Below are 17,499 nucleotides of genomic sequence, written 5' to 3'. Positions count from 1 at the left end.
TAAAGAGATTTAGTTTTACTAAATTACAGACATAAAAAAAGCCCGTAAGGGCTTTTTTAGTTTCATATCTACCGTCACCGATATGAGCAATGTAGCAAGTAAAATAGTAGGGCGGTTACTCATCATCAACATCAAGGGGCGTTGCGGTTCATAACAAGTAACCATAGCTGTTTACGTGCGCCACACGTTGTTTCAGGGTCGAGAAACAAATCAATTCATTCCTTAACAAGTGGTATGCAATCCGTCTTGTTGATATTGATTATCAGTTAGATCTAACTATCTGTCAACACCTAAATGCAAATGATTCTTATTATTGTGGCACTTGTTTTTTATTCATATATAAATCGGCTAGTTAGCACTGCCATTTCATAAAAATGCTTATCTTGGTTAAACAATTAAGAATAGATGTTTAATGCTTATTGAATAATTTGATATGAATTTTTATTATAAAAGTATTAATCTTTCGAAGTTAAAATAAATTCAAGCTAGGAATGATTTTATCGCCTTCCAAGACAGCGACTGCTTTGATATCAAATAAAATAGTCTCTTATAAAATCTTAACCCCCAAAGATCAACAGCCTTTAATTAGTGGCTAAAAATATTCGTACTTAATTGGATATTTTAAGCCACTAACGCACTTTATTTGCTGTTATACGTAAATTAATCTGCTCCACTAGTACTTTATCCTGCTTGTTTAGACGCCCTACAATGAGCAAGAAATCACTACCGTCAGTTTTTATTACTTTAATGCTTGTGTTATCAAGTTTGGTTTTACCGTAGGTGGTTTCTATTTTTTCTATGTCTTTAAAGTGACTAAGATCCGATTCAAGCCTGCCGTCATCGTTTTTGTAGTAACTAAAAATATAGTTCTCGGTTATTCCGTTACCGTCTTCTCGGTAATCAAATACTGCATCGCTATAAAAATAAAGTATTTCTTCGTTTTCAGGTGTTAGGCGATTACGTTTTAAAAAGTGTACTTGGTAAGACCATAAACTATCGCCTTTTATAATTGCGGCATTGGGTAAAATATTTACTTCTTGAAGTACGCCTAAAAATAATAGAGGTGCAAACGCAAGCGAGATTAAATACTGTCTAATTCGCCAGTACGAGTTGTAATGTAGGGCTTCTTTACTTGTATCGGTTTGTTCAATGTAACTAACTAGAGGCAACCATAAAAATGGCATTATACAAATCACTATGGTTGCGTATTCGTCCATTCGATAAGCAAAGGCGCTGGCAAGTACCATTAGCCAGAGTGTTAAGGCAGTCCAGTTAGGCATTACTCTATTTTTGTTTAACTGTTGTTGGCTGTGCTCTGCAAGTGCGAGATACAAAGGGTAATACCATAAAAATGCAAATATACCTCGAGCAATAGGCATAATACTTGAGTTATCGCGCTCTTTAATGGCTTTAAAGTTACGATAACTCCAGTAGTTAACAAATATGCCTAAACTTAAAATACTGTAAATAATAAACTTACTTACAGATACTGCATAAAATGGACTATCTTCAAATTTCACTTTTTTTGCTGACTCTAATCGCCAATCGGCGAAAAAGAATATGAGTACTAAAATATAGCCAGCCAACACATATTTAAGCCAACTATAACCAAAGCTATCTAGCACATCAGCTGTTGTTTGAGGCGTTTCGGTCGTTTCCGCGTATTTTAGAATAGGGTAATGGGTTGCTGATATTAACTTTTTACGCTGTGCTAAATAATCATCTATTTGAGCGGCTTTAATATGATCTTGTTTTGCGTAATAGTCATAACTCAGTGTTAAAACATTATCATTAAATTCAGTAGTTGTTTTTAGGTTGAAGTAGTCGTTATCAATTTCTTGTTGATCGCTATCAAATCCCCAACCTTTTTCTGCAAAATGTAGTTTTATTGTGGTGTTAATTATATTGGGGTAGTCAAAGTAAAGTGGGTCGGTACGATTTACCTGCTTTGGTTCGTAAACGCTATTTTGTATTTCATTCGCATAAAAACTAGCTTCGTAGCCTTCGTCTGTTTTTTCCCAAAATTCATTAATTAAATACGATTCTTTGGTTATTAGTTTACCCGTTTGCTCTTGCTCACTAATTGCCATTGCTTCATTGATTGATAAGCCATTTAAAAAGCCTTGGTAATACTCGAAGTAAGATTTAGCAACGCTATTTAGACCACTGCTGGCTATATTGCTTCTTCGGTTAATTGCTTCAAATTCAGCATAAGTGTATTGAGTTTCAAAACGTGATGGCTCAGATACTTTTTCAGCAATAAAAAAGTTATCTTCTATAGATACATTTGTATGTAGAGGTTTTTGCGCCATTGAAGTTAAAGCGGTTTCACCTTTATCAATAATTAGGGCATAGCCATAATCAGGCTGTGCTAAATATTCAAGAGTACCTCGTTGGTAGCTAATCGTAGGATCGAGCCAGTAGCGTTTTCCGTTTTGTTTAAGCGTAACAATTACGTGATTAAACACACTTGCAGAAGGTGGAAGTTCTTTTAAACGTTTGGTTTCCTTCGTATCAACTAGCGCAGGAAAGGCTTCTATATCCATCGCTTTTAATAACGAAATAAGCAGTACTGTTTTATCTTTGCAATCGCCGTATCGTAGCGAAAGCGTTTCTGAAGCTGACGTTGGTTGATGCGAGTTAGTGCCCATTTCAAGCCCTAAATATCTAACTTCGTCTTGGCTAAAGCGCAGTGCCGCAGCAATTTTATCTGATGTTTTTGTGTGTTTAGCTTTTATTTCTTCAGCTACATCCAAAATGCTGTCTGGGGTTTCTATGGCTGATTGATAAAGCGGATATGCCCAGTTAACTACCTGACCCCAATCGTCAAACTCAGAAAAGTAAACTTGTGTATACGGGTCGTACCACGTTGGGGTTTGAGAATTTTGCTCCAGTAAAGGTTCTTCAAAAAGAGTTATAGAATAATCTTTGCCATATTTGTTAAGTGTTTCTTGAATATCAGCTGCGCCGTTTATTGTATTAATATGTAAAGGCGTTTGTTTACCCCAAAGTACACGCATATTTTGTTGCACTACGGGTACCGACCAGTTAAGCGTGCGCCTTGTACTAAATTTATTAGCATATATAGGGTTGCTACCTGTCACTGTGTAGCTGTAATCGAGTATGTCGCCACTGCGCATATCATCAATAATAATATTGAGTGATAAGCTACCATTATAAATACGATCAGCTAACTCAGATTCACCTTGTATAACCGTCATTCTCGCACTACCAAGCTTATCAATACGCTCATTATTTCTAATAATCGTTAAGCTATTTAGTGTTAGCGACTCGTAACTTGGATCAAAATCAAGATTAAGCTGGCTTATATAATCAACACCACTTTGATTTAAAGCTTTCATAACCAAACGCGTATAGCGTTGCTGTTTTTGTCTGCTCGGTATATAGGATTGGTTATCGAGTAACAAATAAAGTGTGCCGTCACGTACCTTGGTTATGTCGGAATGCTTGGGTTGCTCAATAATATGTGTATTAACCCAATTAGCTGGTTTATCTATTTTATATTGCTGCGCAAAAATATTATGAGAGAAAATTAATAAGGTAAGTGCAATTAGCCAAGAGCTGAGTCGAAGGAAGTTCCATTTCATTGTAGGGTCTTATAGTTGTTTTTATAAATACTATTGAAGGAATAATGTACCAAATTCAGGCTTTTTTGACAATGTGATGTTAACAAATTCATTGTTGAGCAGTTAATTAATAGTATATAAATAAACTGCTATGGTAAGTGCGAAACGCTTAACCCCCCTCAAATGTTCCTAAAATGATTTTCTAGTTGTATTGCTAAATCATAATTAGCTAAGCCTACTTTATTGTGGGCTTTATTAGAGCTGCAAAAATCCTATCTATTTATTCGTACGGTAATCATTCAAACCTTTAAAAGTGTTTATAAATCAAAATATAACAGTAACTGTTTTTGCTCTTTTTGTTCATGAACTTTATGAGCAAAAAGCATATAACGATCATCAATGCACCTTACCTTCTAAATATTTAGTTAATTTCACGTTAACAATAAGCTGCGAGTTAGATAGCAGTTTGTCGTCGCTTATCTACCTGACAATAAATACATACACAAGCGTGGAGAAAATAATGAAAGCAAGTAACACACAACTCGCTTTGGCAGTTGCTGCAGCATTAGCAAGTACATCCGTTTTAGCCGATAACGATACGCAAAAACTACAAGAGCAATTAGATGCGTTACAAAAAGAAGTAAGTGCATTAAAAACAACCAGTGGTTTTAATTTAGAGTTTGGTGGACGGGTTCAGCTCGACTACAACTATTTTGATGGTGCTTACAATGCTGATAACGAGGGCTCTGGCGGGAGCAATTTTTTCCCTCGTCGTATTCGTACTTACGTTGAAAGTGAGCACGGAAATTGGGATCACAAGTTGTTACTCGAGTTTGCCGAAGGCACTGCTGAAATAGTGATGGCGCGTGTTCGTTATGCGTTTGATAACGGACTTAAAGTTAAAGCAGGTAAAATTCGCGAAGATATATCGCTAAATGCATTAACCAGTTCAAAGCACATTAATACAATTGAGCGTAGTTCGCTTGCCAATACTTTCTCCCCATTTTTTCGTTGGGGCGCTTCTGCCTATCAATATTTTAAAGACTCTGGCTTTCGTTACGCGATAGGCGTTTATAAAAATGATGCATTTGGTGCAACAGGTAGCGATGAAAACGATAAGCTTACTCTTGCTATTACTGGGCGTGCTACATGGTCGAGTACATCACCTGGCGATGTAATTCATTTAGGCGTGTGGCATTCATATCGCGATATGGGTGGCAATGAATTAGGCGCACGTTTTGCGCGTGGTGAAGTGCGCGAGACTAATACTCGCCTTGTTGATTATGCTGCTGGTGGTGTAACAAGCCCACTTGATAGTTTATCGCAAACCGGTCTTGAGTTTGCTTATCAGGCGGATTCTTTAACACTTGAGGCTGAATATGCAAGCCGCTCACTTGATGCCGCTAATAGTGCTGATTTTTTAGATGGCGAGCGCTTTGATGGTTTTCATGTATCGGCAAGTTACTTTTTAGGTGGAGAACAGCGCCAATACAAAGCGAGCTCTGCATTATTTGTACAACCTAAAAATATTAAAGATGCATGGGAGTTGGTGGCACGTGTTTCAGAAGTAGATGCTACAAGTAGCTTACAAGGCACAAAAGCGACAACTTATACATTAGGTACATCTTATTACGTAAGTAGTGATATTAAGTTTATGGGTAATCTAATTTACAGCGATGTAGAAGGTGCCGGTACTACTGCGCTGGTTGGCGACGAAGACTCTGGTATGGGCTTTAGTGCACGTATGCAGTATTTATTTTAAAGGGACACACAATGAAATTATTTAAATCATTACAAACGACCATACTTGCAGCATCATTAGTACTTAGCAGCCCAATGGCAATGGCCGACACTCACTTTTTAATCCCTGGCGGACCTGGTGGTGGTTGGGATACAACAGCCCGTGGTATAGGCGAAGGTTTAGTTAAGTCAGGCATTGAAAATAATGCATCTTTTCAAAATATGTCTGGTGGTGGAGGCGGTCGTGCTATTGCGTATTTAATTGAGTCGGGCACTAAAAAGGGCGATATTTTAATGGTTAACTCAACGCCTATCGTATTGCGCGCGTTAAGTGGCCGAATTCCTTATAGCTATCGCGATTTAACACCTGTAGCCAGTATGATTGCAGATTATGGCGCGTTTGTAGTGCGTAACGATTCTCCATTTAAAACTTGGGAGGATGTTATTAAATCAATAAAAGAAGATCCAAGTTCGGTAAAAGTAGCGGGCGGTTCTGCTCGCGGCAGTATGGATCACTTAGTGGCGGCTCAAGCAGTTAAAGCTGCGGGTATAGATGGTCGACGCCTACGTTATATTCCTTACGATGCAGGCGGTAAAGCTAAGGCTGGGTTGCTTTCAGGCGAAGTGAATTTACTTTCTACTGGCTTAAGTGAAGCGCTTGAAGTAGCTAACGGTGGTCAAGCACGTATTTTAGCGGTTACATCGGGTGAGCCCTTACCTGATTACCCAAAAATACCCACACTTAAGTCACTAGGTTACGATATGGAATTTGTTAATTGGCGTGGTCTTTTTGCTGCGCCTAATTTACCCGCTGAAAAGTTAGCACAGTACACAAAAAAACTACGTGAGTTGCAAAGTACACCTGAGTGGGAAGCTGTACGAGCTCGTAACGGTTGGCTAAATCTTTTTCAAGAAAAAGATGAGTTTATTAAGTCACTAGAAGCACAAGAAGTGCAGCTTAGAGCTGTAATGGAAGAGCTTGGCTTTATCCGCACATTGCCGTAATCGAGGTTTTAAAATGACGAATCGAGAATTAATAGGGCCAAGTTTATTCTTGGCGCTATTTACTTTATACGCTGTGGTTGCATGGCAAATTCCGCTACTACCGTTTGAAGAATACGAAACGGTTACCTCAGCGACACTTCCTAAAGTATATGCCGGGTTTGGTATTGTGGTGTGCTTACTTTCTATTGGTTCAACATTGCTTAAACCAAGAGAGAAAACTAATACTGATGATGTTCTTGAAAAGTCACACGTACTGCGCACCTTTGGTTTATTAATATTAATGGTAATTTATAGCGGGGCACTGGAGCCAATTGGTTTTTTAATTTCTACTAGTGCGTTTTTGCTTGCGGGCTTTTTTGTGATGGGCGAAAGACGTAAGGGAATTTTGCTATTTGCATCGATACCGGTTGCGGTGGTTTTTTGGTTTTTGATGACTCAAGTATTAGGTATTTACTTGGTTCCGGGCGATTTGTGGAGTTAAGTTATGTTTGATGGAATTATGCTTGGTTTGTCGACCGTGCTCGACTTTAATAATTTAATGTACGTTATAGCTGGCTGCTTGGTAGGTACTTTTATAGGTATGTTACCAGGATTGGGGCCAATTACCGCAATTGCCTTGATGATCCCAATTACTTACAGCATTGGCGCCGATTCGGGCATGATTTTAATGGCGGGTGTTTATTACGGCGCTATTTTTGGTGGCTCTACGTCATCTATTTTAATTAATGCGCCTGGCGTGGCGGGTACGGTAGCTTCCTCCTTTGATGGCTACCCGCTTGCTAAACAAGGGCACGCAGGTAAAGCATTGGCAATTGCTGCTTATTCCTCCTTTATAGGCGGAACGATTGGCGCCATATTATTAATGGTAGCTGCACCTTTATTAGCAAAAGTGTCATTGAGTTTTCAATCCCCTGATTATGTTGTGTTGATGTTTTTAGGCTTAACAGCTATTGCAGCATTTTCAAATAAAGGGCAATTTTTAAAAGCAATGATGATGACTGTGTTTGGCTTGATGCTAGCAACGGTTGGTATTGATCCATCATCAGGGACTGACCGATTTACCTTTGGGCAACCTGATTTACTCGACGGAATAAGCTTTTTACTGGTTGCTATGGCAACGTTTGCATTAGCCGAGGCGCTTGTAAATGTTGTAAAACCAGAGAAAAAAGATGCTAAAAACATTAATGACTCAGACACACCGCAAATAGGTTCAACCAAGTTAAGTAAAGCCGAGATTAAAGAGATAGCACCAGTGATTGGTCGCTCGTCTATTTTAGGTTTTATAGTGGGGGTGTTACCGGGTGCTGGTGCAACTATTGCAAGCTTTATGGCTTATGCAACAGAGCGAAATTTAGCGCCAAAAGGTTTGAAAGAAAAGTTTGGTAAAGGCTCATTACGTGGTTTAGCTGCGCCAGAGTCGGCAAATAATGCGGCGTGTACAGGATCGTTTGTTCCACTGTTAACGCTTGGTATTCCGGGCTCAGGTACTACGGCAATTATGCTAGGTGCTTTGATTGCTTACGGCATTCAACCAGGTCCAATGCTTATGCAAGAAAACCCAAGTGTATTTTGGGCGGTTATTGTAAGTATGTACTTTGGTAATATTGTACTGCTTATTTTAAATTTGCCGCTTATTCCTTACTTTGCAAAAGTATTAGCAATGCCTAAGTCGGTACTCACCGTGATGATATTGTTCTTTAGCTTAATTGGTGTTTACTTAGTGTCCTTCAATACCTTCGACTTATTTATGATGGTAGGATTTGCGGTGGTTGCGCTAGTATTGCGATTACTGTCATTTCCTATGGCACCATTATTATTAGGTTTTATATTAGGAGATATGATTGAGCGAAACTTCCGTCGTTCAATGATGATTTCTGATGGCTCATTAAGCTTTTTATGGGATCGTCCGCTAACATTGAGCATATTTGTAATTTCAATTTTAGTGCTGTTGTTTCCGTTAAAAGATTATTTAATGCAACGCCGTGCAGACAAAGTGAATGCATGATTGAGAATGAAATGAAAAACACCAACAAGCTAAATCCATTGCAAAACATGGTCACAAAACCTAAGCGATTAGAAACACGATTAATTATTTGGGTAACAGGATTGTGTGTATTGCAGGCTTTATTATTTGGCGCGTTGGTGTATCAACTTACAGCGCAAAGCTTACATAACCATATTGGTGATAAAGCATTAGCTGTGGCAAGCAGTATTGCCACACGTGCTGATGTAATTAATGCACTGAAAATACCTAGTGACTTAACCGCTATTAACATGCAAATTGAAGATTTACGACAGCTTGTAGGTGCTGATTTTATTGTTGTTGGCGATGAAAATGCGCTTCGTATTGTGCATCCAGATGAAGATAAAATTGGCAAAAAAATGGTCGGAGGCGATAGCCAAGCTGCATTAAAAGGTGAACGCTATATTTCGGTGGCCCATGGTAGCTTAGGTGAATCAATTCGTGGCAAAGTGCCGGTGTACGCAGGTAATAATGAAATAGTAGGCGTTGTATCGGTTGGTTTTTTAGTACAATCAATCGATCCGCTTATTCTCTCTCGCAGTAGTGAAATTTTAATATGGGGCTTAATACTTGTAGGTTTAAGTATACTGGCGGCTATTTATATTGGACAGCGTGTCAGAAATGCTATTTTTGGCCTGCAGCCAGATGAAATTGCACGTTTGTTTTCAGAACAAGATGCAATTTTAAATACGGTACGCAGCGGTATTATTGCACTCGACCCGGACGGAAAAGTACGAAAACTCAATCAACGCGCCTGCGAAATATTAGATAAACCAACTTCAATTATTAATCAGAACCTCAGCTTAAACGATTTATTACCTGAACATGCAGAATTTTTATTGCGTAATCAGCGACGTAAAATAGTGGGCTTTGAATTATTTGCCGCCGATAAACGCCTTATTTTATCGAGATTTTCTTTGCAAGTGCAAGGGCAGGCGGATGGTATTTTACTGAGTATGCGCCCCTCTGATGAACTTGAGTATTTAAGCCAACAACTTACTAAAGTTCAGGCTTTTGCAGAGCTTTTAAGGGTACAAACTCATGACTATTCTAATAAGCTCAACTTAATTGGTGCGTTAGTGCAAATGGGCAAAAACGAACAAGCTATAGGAATAATAGGGCAAGAAAGCCAGGGCTCTCAGGCACAAATTCATAACTTGTTAGAGCGCATACAAGACCCTGTGCTTGCTGGTTTGTTGGTGGGTAAATATCATAAAGCAAGAGAATTAAATGTTGCGCTTGAGCTTAACCCCGACAGCCTACTTGGTGTTATTGCACGTAAAGATATGCTCGAGCGAGTTGTATCTATTTTAGGTAACCTTATAGATAATGCGATTGAGGCTGCTATTAGGTCATCGAACTCTCGCTCTGCAAAAGTACGGGTAACCGTTGATGAAACCAGCCAAACTCTCTTATTTGATGTAGAAGATACAGGCTTTGGGTTAGGTTCTGACCATGATGTTATTTTTACCCCTCAGTACAGCTCTAAATCAGGAGCAGAGCATGGTATTGGTTTATATTTAGTAAAAACAAATTTAGACTCATGCGGTGGCACGTTAGAAATTGGTGAGTCAGACCTACTTGGTGCAAGACTAAGTGTTTACATTCCAAAATAATAAGAGCATTAAACATGACGTATTCAGTAGTAATAATTGAAGACGAAGTAGAGGTAGCACAGCTATTAGCGCAGTACTTGTTATTACCAAATGGTGTCGCAGGTAGTCAAACGCCAAAGCAAAGTTTAAGGCAAGCACAGTATCAGGTAGTGGGCATTGCAGGTAATTTAAGCACGGCAACAGCCTTACTGCATGCAATTGAACCCGATTTGATTTTACTCGATATACATTTACCTGATGGTAACGGACTTGATTTATTGACCGACTTACGACGTCGAACGATTAAAAGTGAAGTTATGCTGCTCACCGCTGCAAAAGAGGTCGAAACCCTTGAAAAAGCAATGCAGTTAGGTGCATGCGACTTTTTAGTAAAACCATTAATGTTAAACCGACTTGATCAAGCACTTGCACGTTTTGAATCACGTCAACAATGTTTTTCTGATGCAAGTGAAGTAACGCAGTCAATGGTTGATACGTTATTTGGTTCAAAGCAGCAAACCAACACGTCTGTTCGTTTACCAAAAGGGGTCGATCAACTTACCCTGCAAAAAATACATGATGCTTTTGTAGAGCACGCAACCACTGCATTTACCGCTCAGCAAATGGGCGATTTGGTTGGTGTTAGTCGCTCTACAGCACGCCGTTACTTGGAGTATTTGCTTGAATCAGGTAAGTTAACAGCGGATCAAAGTTATGGCAGTATTGGCCGCCCTGAACGTTGCTATAAAATAGCGAAGTAACTTTGTGTACCTGATGCTAAAATATTAAATGCTATTTATTTCAGTGTCTTACGTTTTTTTTGTTATGTTTGATATTTAATAGATACTGACGATAAAAAAAATATGTTGAATTGATTGCATTTTAAGCGGCTTGTATGGTGATGTTCGCTTTAAGTGATGTTATACTCCTGCGGAATAATTTATCGACTTTATTAAGAGCAAAATTAATGGCAGATTTATCGAAGTACAGAAACATTGGTATTTTCGCGCACGTTGATGCGGGTAAGACCACGACTACTGAGCGTATCCTAAAGCTTACTGGTCAAATCCATAAAACTGGTGAGGTTCATGATGGTGAATCTACTACTGACTTCATGGAACAAGAAGCTGAGCGCGGTATTACTATTCAGTCTGCGGCTGTAAGCTGTTTCTGGAAAGATCACCGCTTTAACGTTATCGATACTCCTGGACACGTTGACTTCACAGTTGAAGTTTACCGTTCACTTAAAGTACTAGATGGCGGCATCGGTGTGTTCTGTGGTTCTGGTGGTGTTGAACCACAATCAGAAACTAACTGGCGTTATGCTAATGATTCAGAAGTTGCACGTATTATCTTCGTAAATAAATTAGACCGTATGGGTGCTGATTTTTACCGTGTAACTGAGCAAGTACGTAAAGTACTTGGCGCAACTCCACTAATCATGACTTTACCAATTGGTATTGAAGATGAGTTTGTTGGTGTTGTAGATGTTTTAACTAAAAAAGCATACGTTTGGGATGACACTGGTCTTCCTGAAAACTACGAAATCACAGACATTCCTGCAGACATGGTAGATAAAACTGACGAGTATTATGAAATGCTTGTTGAAACTGCCCTTGAGCAAGACGATGCACTACTTGAAGCTTACATGGAAGGTGAAGCACCTTCTTTAGAAGACATCAAACGTTGTATCCGTAAAGGTACTCGTGACCTTGCTTTCTTCCCAACATACTGTGGTTCTGCGTTTAAGAACAAAGGTATGCAGCTTATTCTTGACGCTGTTGTTGATTACTTACCATGTCCTACAGAAGTTGATCCTCAACCTCTTATGGATGAAGAAGGTAACGAAAATGGCGAGTTCGCAGTAGTATCTACTGACGAACCTTTCAAAGCGTTAGCATTCAAAATAATGGATGACCGTTTTGGTGCATTAACATTCGTACGTATTTACTCAGGTAAACTAAACAAGGGTGACACTATCCTTAACTCGTTTACTGGTAAAACTGAGCGTGTTGGCCGTATGGTTGAGATGCAAGCAGATGATCGTAACGAATTAACTAGCGCACAAGCTGGTGACATCATTGCTATCGTAGGTATGAAAAACGTGCAAACTGGTCACACTCTATGTGATCCTAAGCACCCTGTAACACTTGAGCCAATGGTATTCCCAACTCCAGTAATCTCGATTGCTGTACAGCCTAAAGATAAAGGCGGTAATGAGAAAATGGGTGTTGCTATCGGTAAAATGGTTGCAGAAGATCCATCTTTCCAAGTTGAAACTGATGAAGATTCAGGCGAGACTATCCTTAAAGGTATGGGTGAGCTTCACTTAGATATCAAAGTAGATATCCTTAAGCGTACTTACGGCGTAGACCTTATTGTTGGTCAACCACAAGTTGCTTACCGTGAAACTATCACTAAAGAAATTGAAGATAGCTACACGCATAAGAAACAATCTGGTGGTTCTGGTCAGTTCGGTAAAATCGACTACCGCATCAAGCCAGGCGAAGTTGCTTCAGGCTTCACGTTTAAATCATCAGTAGTTGGTGGTAACGTACCTAAAGAATTCTGGCCTGCAGTTGAGAAAGGCTTCAAGTCAATGATGGGTACTGGTGTTCTAGCTGGCTTCCCTGTACTTGACGTTGAAATTGAACTTTTCGACGGTGGTTTCCATGCCGTGGATTCATCTGCAATCGCGTTCGAAATCGCTGCTAAAGGCGCTTTCCGTCAATCGATCCCTAAAGCGGGCGCACAACTTCTTGAGCCAATCATGAATGTTGACGTGTTCACTCCAGAAGATCACGTTGGTGACGTAATCGGTGACCTTAACCGTCGTCGTGGTATGATGAAAGACCAAGAAGCTGGTTTAACAGGCAGCCGTATTAAAGCTGACGTACCGTTATCAGAAATGTTCGGTTACATCGGTACACTACGTACAATGACATCTGGTCGTGGTCAGTTCTCTATGGAGTTCTCACACTACGCTGCATGTCCGCAAAACGTTGCTGATACAGTAATCGCTGCAGAAAAAGAGAAAAAAGCTGCTAAGTAATTAGCTCTTTAACTCTTTAAAAAAACCCGCACATGTTGCGGGTTTTTTATTGCCTATAATTTGGTTTTATTTTTTTAGTTGTTTATAACTACTTTTTATTATTAATTAGTCCTATGTTACTAATTAATAAAAAGGTACTAGAAAGCAATTTATTTACCTCAATTACTTAATTGGTTGGTTTATAAGAGGTTAATTGTAAAGTAAATGTAACTGCATGAATTTTAAGAACTTCTATTGATGCATCTATATACGTAATGTAGAATACTAGCACTTTTAGACTAGAGCTCTAAAGTCAGATAAGGAAGTCTCCGCAGCAGAGACGTTTGCTATTAATTCTATATAAGACGTAACAATCATGAAATCTATTAAATTAGCACCAAACTGGTGGCTACAATTTACAAAATGCGTTTTAGCATTCAGCTTAATATTTTTAATTCATATTATATTTTCTGTGAACCTAAAAATTGTTTTTCTCACTGTAATGCCAGCTCTACTGATTATTACTACTTTTAATATTCTTCATCTTCGTTTTTTACATTGTTATAAAGCAGGCATTTGTTATACGCGTTTATGCACAAAGCGTTATATCAATAGCGAGGAAATTAGTTGCGTATCATTTAGTTCGTTTTTTCTTTTCACCATTTTTAAGGTGGAGTTAGATAATGGTAAAACGTTCCATTTTTATAACTGGCAACTTGATGATGAAACGCAATCAGCTATTTCTAAAATGTACTGCAATAAGTTAGCTAACAAAATTGAAAATATTAGCGATAAATGCAATGCTTGATCTTTAATTTAGATAGCAAAAAGGAGCGATTAATCGCTCCTTTTTTGTTTTTGTATTTTATAACGCGCTAATTAAACTTTTTTATAGCCTTAGCTTTTAGCGCTTTCATCTTTAGCCTGCGTGGCTTCTTAAAAGACTGGATAGGCATTGTTACCAAATGCTCTTGTGGTAGTGCCGGTATTGTTTGTGGATAAGCACCTTCCTTTGGTACCGAAATTTCTTTTAGATGTATTTTAAGTGCTTCTAGAGTTGAGTCGTTATCAACTTCACTAGGGCAAATAAATATACCTAACTTTCTTAGTTGTACACCGAGTTTAATGCTACTGGTATAACGGATAATCGGAGCGCCTAATACTAAGCCCAGCAATATAGGTGATAACCACCAAAAGAATACGGGCGTGAAGTAGTAAGCCGTACAACCCCATGCAATAGCCACAACAGTTGAGAATAACGTATAACCAAACGCCTCTTTCCACGGAACCATACGACCTTCGCGCGGTTGTGCATCCCACTTCACTTTTTTACCTAAAAACACACAAAGTACAAAGTAAGCATGAAATACCATCATTAATGGGGCAACAATAATAGCAAATACGGTTTCAATGATTGAACCTAGTATGAGCTTAATTGAACCACCAAAGCGTTTGTTTCTATGTATTAAGGTTACTATTATGCCCATTAGTTTAGGCATTAATAAAATAACAATAGTTAAATACAGGAGTGAATCAATCAGATCGGTTTTAGCTATTTGCCATGTAGGGAATAATTGATAAACACGGTTAAAGTACACATCACTATTTAATGCGCGCGTTACTGCATCAATAGTACTTAGCGCTAGCATTGAGAGCCAAATTAGTGATGAAATATAGGCTGTCGCACCAAGTAAAAAGTGTAGCTTACTCATTAATTTTAATTTTGATGATGATAGTAAACCCAAGTGCTGAATATTACCTTGCACCCAGCGTCTATCGCGTACAGCGTAGTCTAGAATGTTACTTGGTACTTCTTCATAGCTACCTTCAATATCTGATAGCAACAATACATCCCAACCAGCACTGTGAAGTAGTGAAGCTTCTACAAAGTCATGACTTAAAATTTCGCCGCCAAAAGGTGCATTACCTTTTAGTGTTGGCAAGCCACAGCACGTTATAAATGCTTCAACTCTAATGATTGCATTATGACCCCAGTAGTTGGCTTTATCAGTTTGCCAAAAAGCTGAGCCAGTAGCGAGCATTGGGCTATATAGCACTGACGCAAACTGTAAAAAGCGGCCAAAAAAGGTATCTTGACGAACAGGGATCGGAATAGTTTGGATCAGGCCTGCTTGTGGGTTGTTGAGCATACTTGTAGTAAGCTCTAACATACATTTCCCGGTCATTACGCTATCTGCATCAAGCACAATCATATGGTCGTACTGGCTGCCCCAGCGCTCACAAAAGTCGGTTAGGTTACCTACTTTACGGTGTTTGTTATCTTCGCGACGACGATAAAAAACGTTTTTAGCCGTATCACCTAAACGTTCACACAATGCATGCCATGCACTTAGCTCGTTTTTAGCTATTTCTGGGTCTTGCGTGTCGCTTAATAAGTAAAAATCAAAGTTTGCAAGTTGACCTGTTTCTTTTAACGATTGCAGACTAACTTCAAAGCCCGCGATAACACGGTGGGTGTCTTCGTTGTAAATAGGCATTACAACGGCGGTTTTTTGGGCGTTAATTGCCTCACTATTGAACTCAATTGGTTTAATACGCTTTAGCGTAAGTGGGTCAATTCGTAATAGCTGTAATACAAAGCCGATTGTTCCACTACAAAAGGCCGTTACAATCCAGGCAAAAGTGATTGAGAATAATACTAAAAGAGCATACTCAAGTAATGTCATACCGTTTGAGCTTAAAATCTCAAACATAATAGATATGCCGTAGCCAGATGTGCCAAGCGCTGCAATAGCAAATAGCCAAACTCTTAATGTTTTGAATGGCATTGGAGTGCCCTTACCTTTATTACTTGATGTCATTTGGGTACCAAACATAACTCCATACCTCGCTAATTTCTTTATCACGTAGTTTTAACGATAAACGCATATCAACGGGTTGATCGTCCTGTGGTGCAATTTTAAAGGCTACACGCCATCCTCGTGAATCAGGCAGTTTTTGTACATTCACGTCGGTTACTTCGCCTGTTGTAAGTTGAATGTCGGCATCTAGCTTTAACTGTTCAGAGAGTTGATTTATTTCTGACCCAGTAAAATCAACAGTAAATTGGCGATGGCTTTTTGGTGGAGGGTTGTCCTCACCAGGTAAAGCAGCACTACCGATTCTTGTGCGCAGTACTCTCGCTTTTTCGTGCTGAGTTAAAGCTGCATTAAAGGTCGTCATTTTGTAGCTTAGCTTTAACGAATCACCGGCTTTCATTGGCTTTTCTGGTACCCAGTAACTGACGATATTGTCGTTAGTTTCTGTGTCAGTAGGTATCTCTACAAGCTCTACACGGCCATTTCCCCATTCACCTTGTGGTTCAATCCATAGACTAGGGCGGTTGTGGTAATGTGCTTCTGTGTCCAGATAGTTATTAAAATCTCGATCTCGTTGAGCTAACCCAAAACCTTTTGGATTATTGTATGAAAACGAAGTTACACTTAGCTGTGAAGGGTTGTTAAGAGGGCGCCATACCCATTTATCATCAGCAGATTGAGTTAATAGGCCATCCGAGTCATGAACTTCAGGGCGATAGTCATCAAAAAATTTGGTACTGTTTTCACCGTGGTAAAACATACTCGTTAATGGAGCTACGCCGAGCTTTTTAATGTCTTTACGTGCAAATATCTGCATATCAACATCAACTAGCATATTAGTTGTAGGGTCAACACTAAACTTGTATGCACCCGATATAGATGGGCTATCTAATAATGCAAAAATGGTAATTTGTGTTTGGTCGGCCTTTGGTTTAACTAACCAAAACTCTTTGAACATTGGAAATTCTTCACCTGAATTTTCTGCAGTATCAATGGCAAGGCCTCTAGCTGATAATCCATAAACTTGCTGAGGGCCAACAACTCTAAAATACGATGCTCCCTGAAATACCATTACTTCGTCTTTATACTCGTTAGTATTTAACGGGTAATGTAAGCGAAATCCAGCATGGCCTAGTTGAGTATCCGCAACACTTTTAGCTATTTCTTCTTGTAGTGGTGCAGCAGTGCCATCGTATTGGTAAAAGTCAGTACTGAAAGGTAAGCGACTGCGTTTAGAGTCGCTATCAACGGTATTTATTGTCACAGGTGTTTTATATAAAAAACCAGGATGGAATAATTGCAGCTCGTACAGGCCTTCATCTTTCCATACTGCTTTGTCTTTTTTAAATCGAATTGAACGGTAATCTTGATAATCAATATTGTTAAGTGCTTCAAGCTCAATGTTTTTAGGCGCCACGTATTCTTCGCTTGCTAACTTTTTAGCGCGGGCGCTAATTACGTCAAATAAGCTACTTTGTGGGATTGCTACATCAACGGTTGCAGCAATCGCTTGGTTGCTATTGCCCCAAGTCGAAAAAATAATAAGTAGACCCAGTAGTGGTGCTGACTTCTTTTGCCATTTAGGCAGATTTTGGGTTAGTTGTTTCATTCTCATTCCTTTATAAAAACACGACTTATTTTTACGTTTAGGGTAAATATTGATTTTATTTTGTAAGTATCTTCTAAATAACTTAGAGCA

General features: G+C 39.0%; 10 protein-coding genes. 7 read left to right on the top strand and 3 right to left on the bottom strand.

Annotated elements, in window-relative coordinates; genetic code table 11:
* Nucleotides 1-629: 629 nt before the first annotated feature.
* On the bottom strand, nt 630-3,608 hold the full coding sequence (locus I6E72_RS17320) for a DUF3857 domain-containing transglutaminase family protein (protein WP_197113376.1): 2,979 nt from the start codon (nt 3,606-3,608) through the stop codon (nt 630-632).
* Between the two features lie 499 nt (nt 3,609-4,107).
* Between I6E72_RS17320 and I6E72_RS17315 the strand changes: the two genes are divergently transcribed.
* The 7 genes from I6E72_RS17315 (at nt 4,108) to fusA (ending at nt 13,002) form a co-directional block, all read left to right on the top strand.
* Nucleotides 4,108-5,349, top strand: coding sequence for an OprO/OprP family phosphate-selective porin (locus I6E72_RS17315; protein WP_101163938.1), 1,242 nt, complete (start codon nt 4,108-4,110; stop codon nt 5,347-5,349).
* An 11-nt stretch (nt 5,350-5,360) separates the two neighbouring features.
* Complete coding sequence (locus I6E72_RS17310) at nt 5,361-6,332, top strand: Bug family tripartite tricarboxylate transporter substrate binding protein (protein ID WP_008136527.1); 972 nt, start codon at nt 5,361-5,363, stop codon at nt 6,330-6,332.
* 13 nt (nt 6,333-6,345) lie between these two features.
* On the top strand, nt 6,346-6,813 hold the full coding sequence (locus I6E72_RS17305) for a tripartite tricarboxylate transporter TctB family protein (protein WP_197113374.1): 468 nt from the start codon (nt 6,346-6,348) through the stop codon (nt 6,811-6,813).
* Nucleotides 6,814-6,816: 3 nt separating this feature from the next.
* A complete protein-coding gene (locus tag I6E72_RS17300) occupies nt 6,817-8,337 on the top strand; it encodes a tripartite tricarboxylate transporter permease (protein ID WP_008136529.1) in 1,521 nt (506 codons plus the stop codon).
* Between the two features lie 11 nt (nt 8,338-8,348).
* Nucleotides 8,349-9,971, top strand: a complete 1,623-nt coding sequence (locus tag I6E72_RS17295; RefSeq protein ID WP_197113397.1) for an ATP-binding protein — start codon at nt 8,349-8,351, stop codon at nt 9,969-9,971.
* Nucleotides 9,972-9,985: 14 nt separating this feature from the next.
* On the top strand, nt 9,986-10,711 hold the full coding sequence (locus I6E72_RS17290) for a response regulator (protein WP_024589479.1): 726 nt from the start codon (nt 9,986-9,988) through the stop codon (nt 10,709-10,711).
* A gap of 206 nt (nt 10,712-10,917) precedes the next feature.
* The gene (fusA, locus tag I6E72_RS17285; protein WP_010554859.1) at nt 10,918-13,002 is read left to right on the top strand and encodes an elongation factor G; all 2,085 of its coding nucleotides are present in this window, start codon (nt 10,918-10,920) and stop codon (nt 13,000-13,002) included.
* An 854-nt stretch (nt 13,003-13,856) separates the two neighbouring features.
* On the opposite strand, the gene mdoH is transcribed toward fusA, so the two are convergent.
* Together mdoH and I6E72_RS17275 are read right to left on the bottom strand one after the other, a co-directional pair.
* A complete protein-coding gene (gene mdoH, locus I6E72_RS17280; RefSeq protein ID WP_197113372.1) occupies nt 13,857-15,818 on the bottom strand; it encodes a glucans biosynthesis glucosyltransferase MdoH in 1,962 nt (653 codons plus the stop codon).
* Entirely contained in the window at nt 15,790-17,409 is a 1,620-nt protein-coding gene (locus I6E72_RS17275) for a glucan biosynthesis protein G (protein WP_165726630.1), read from the bottom strand. Before I6E72_RS17275 ends, mdoH begins: the two co-directional genes overlap by 29 nt.
* Nucleotides 17,410-17,499 lie beyond the last annotated feature (90 nt).

Origin of the sequence: Pseudoalteromonas sp. NSLLW24, assembly GCF_015864725.1 — a bacterium.
GTDB classification, from domain to species: Bacteria; Pseudomonadota; Gammaproteobacteria; order Enterobacterales; family Alteromonadaceae; genus Pseudoalteromonas; species Pseudoalteromonas arctica.
This window is presented reverse-complemented; position numbering and strand designations above follow the sequence as displayed.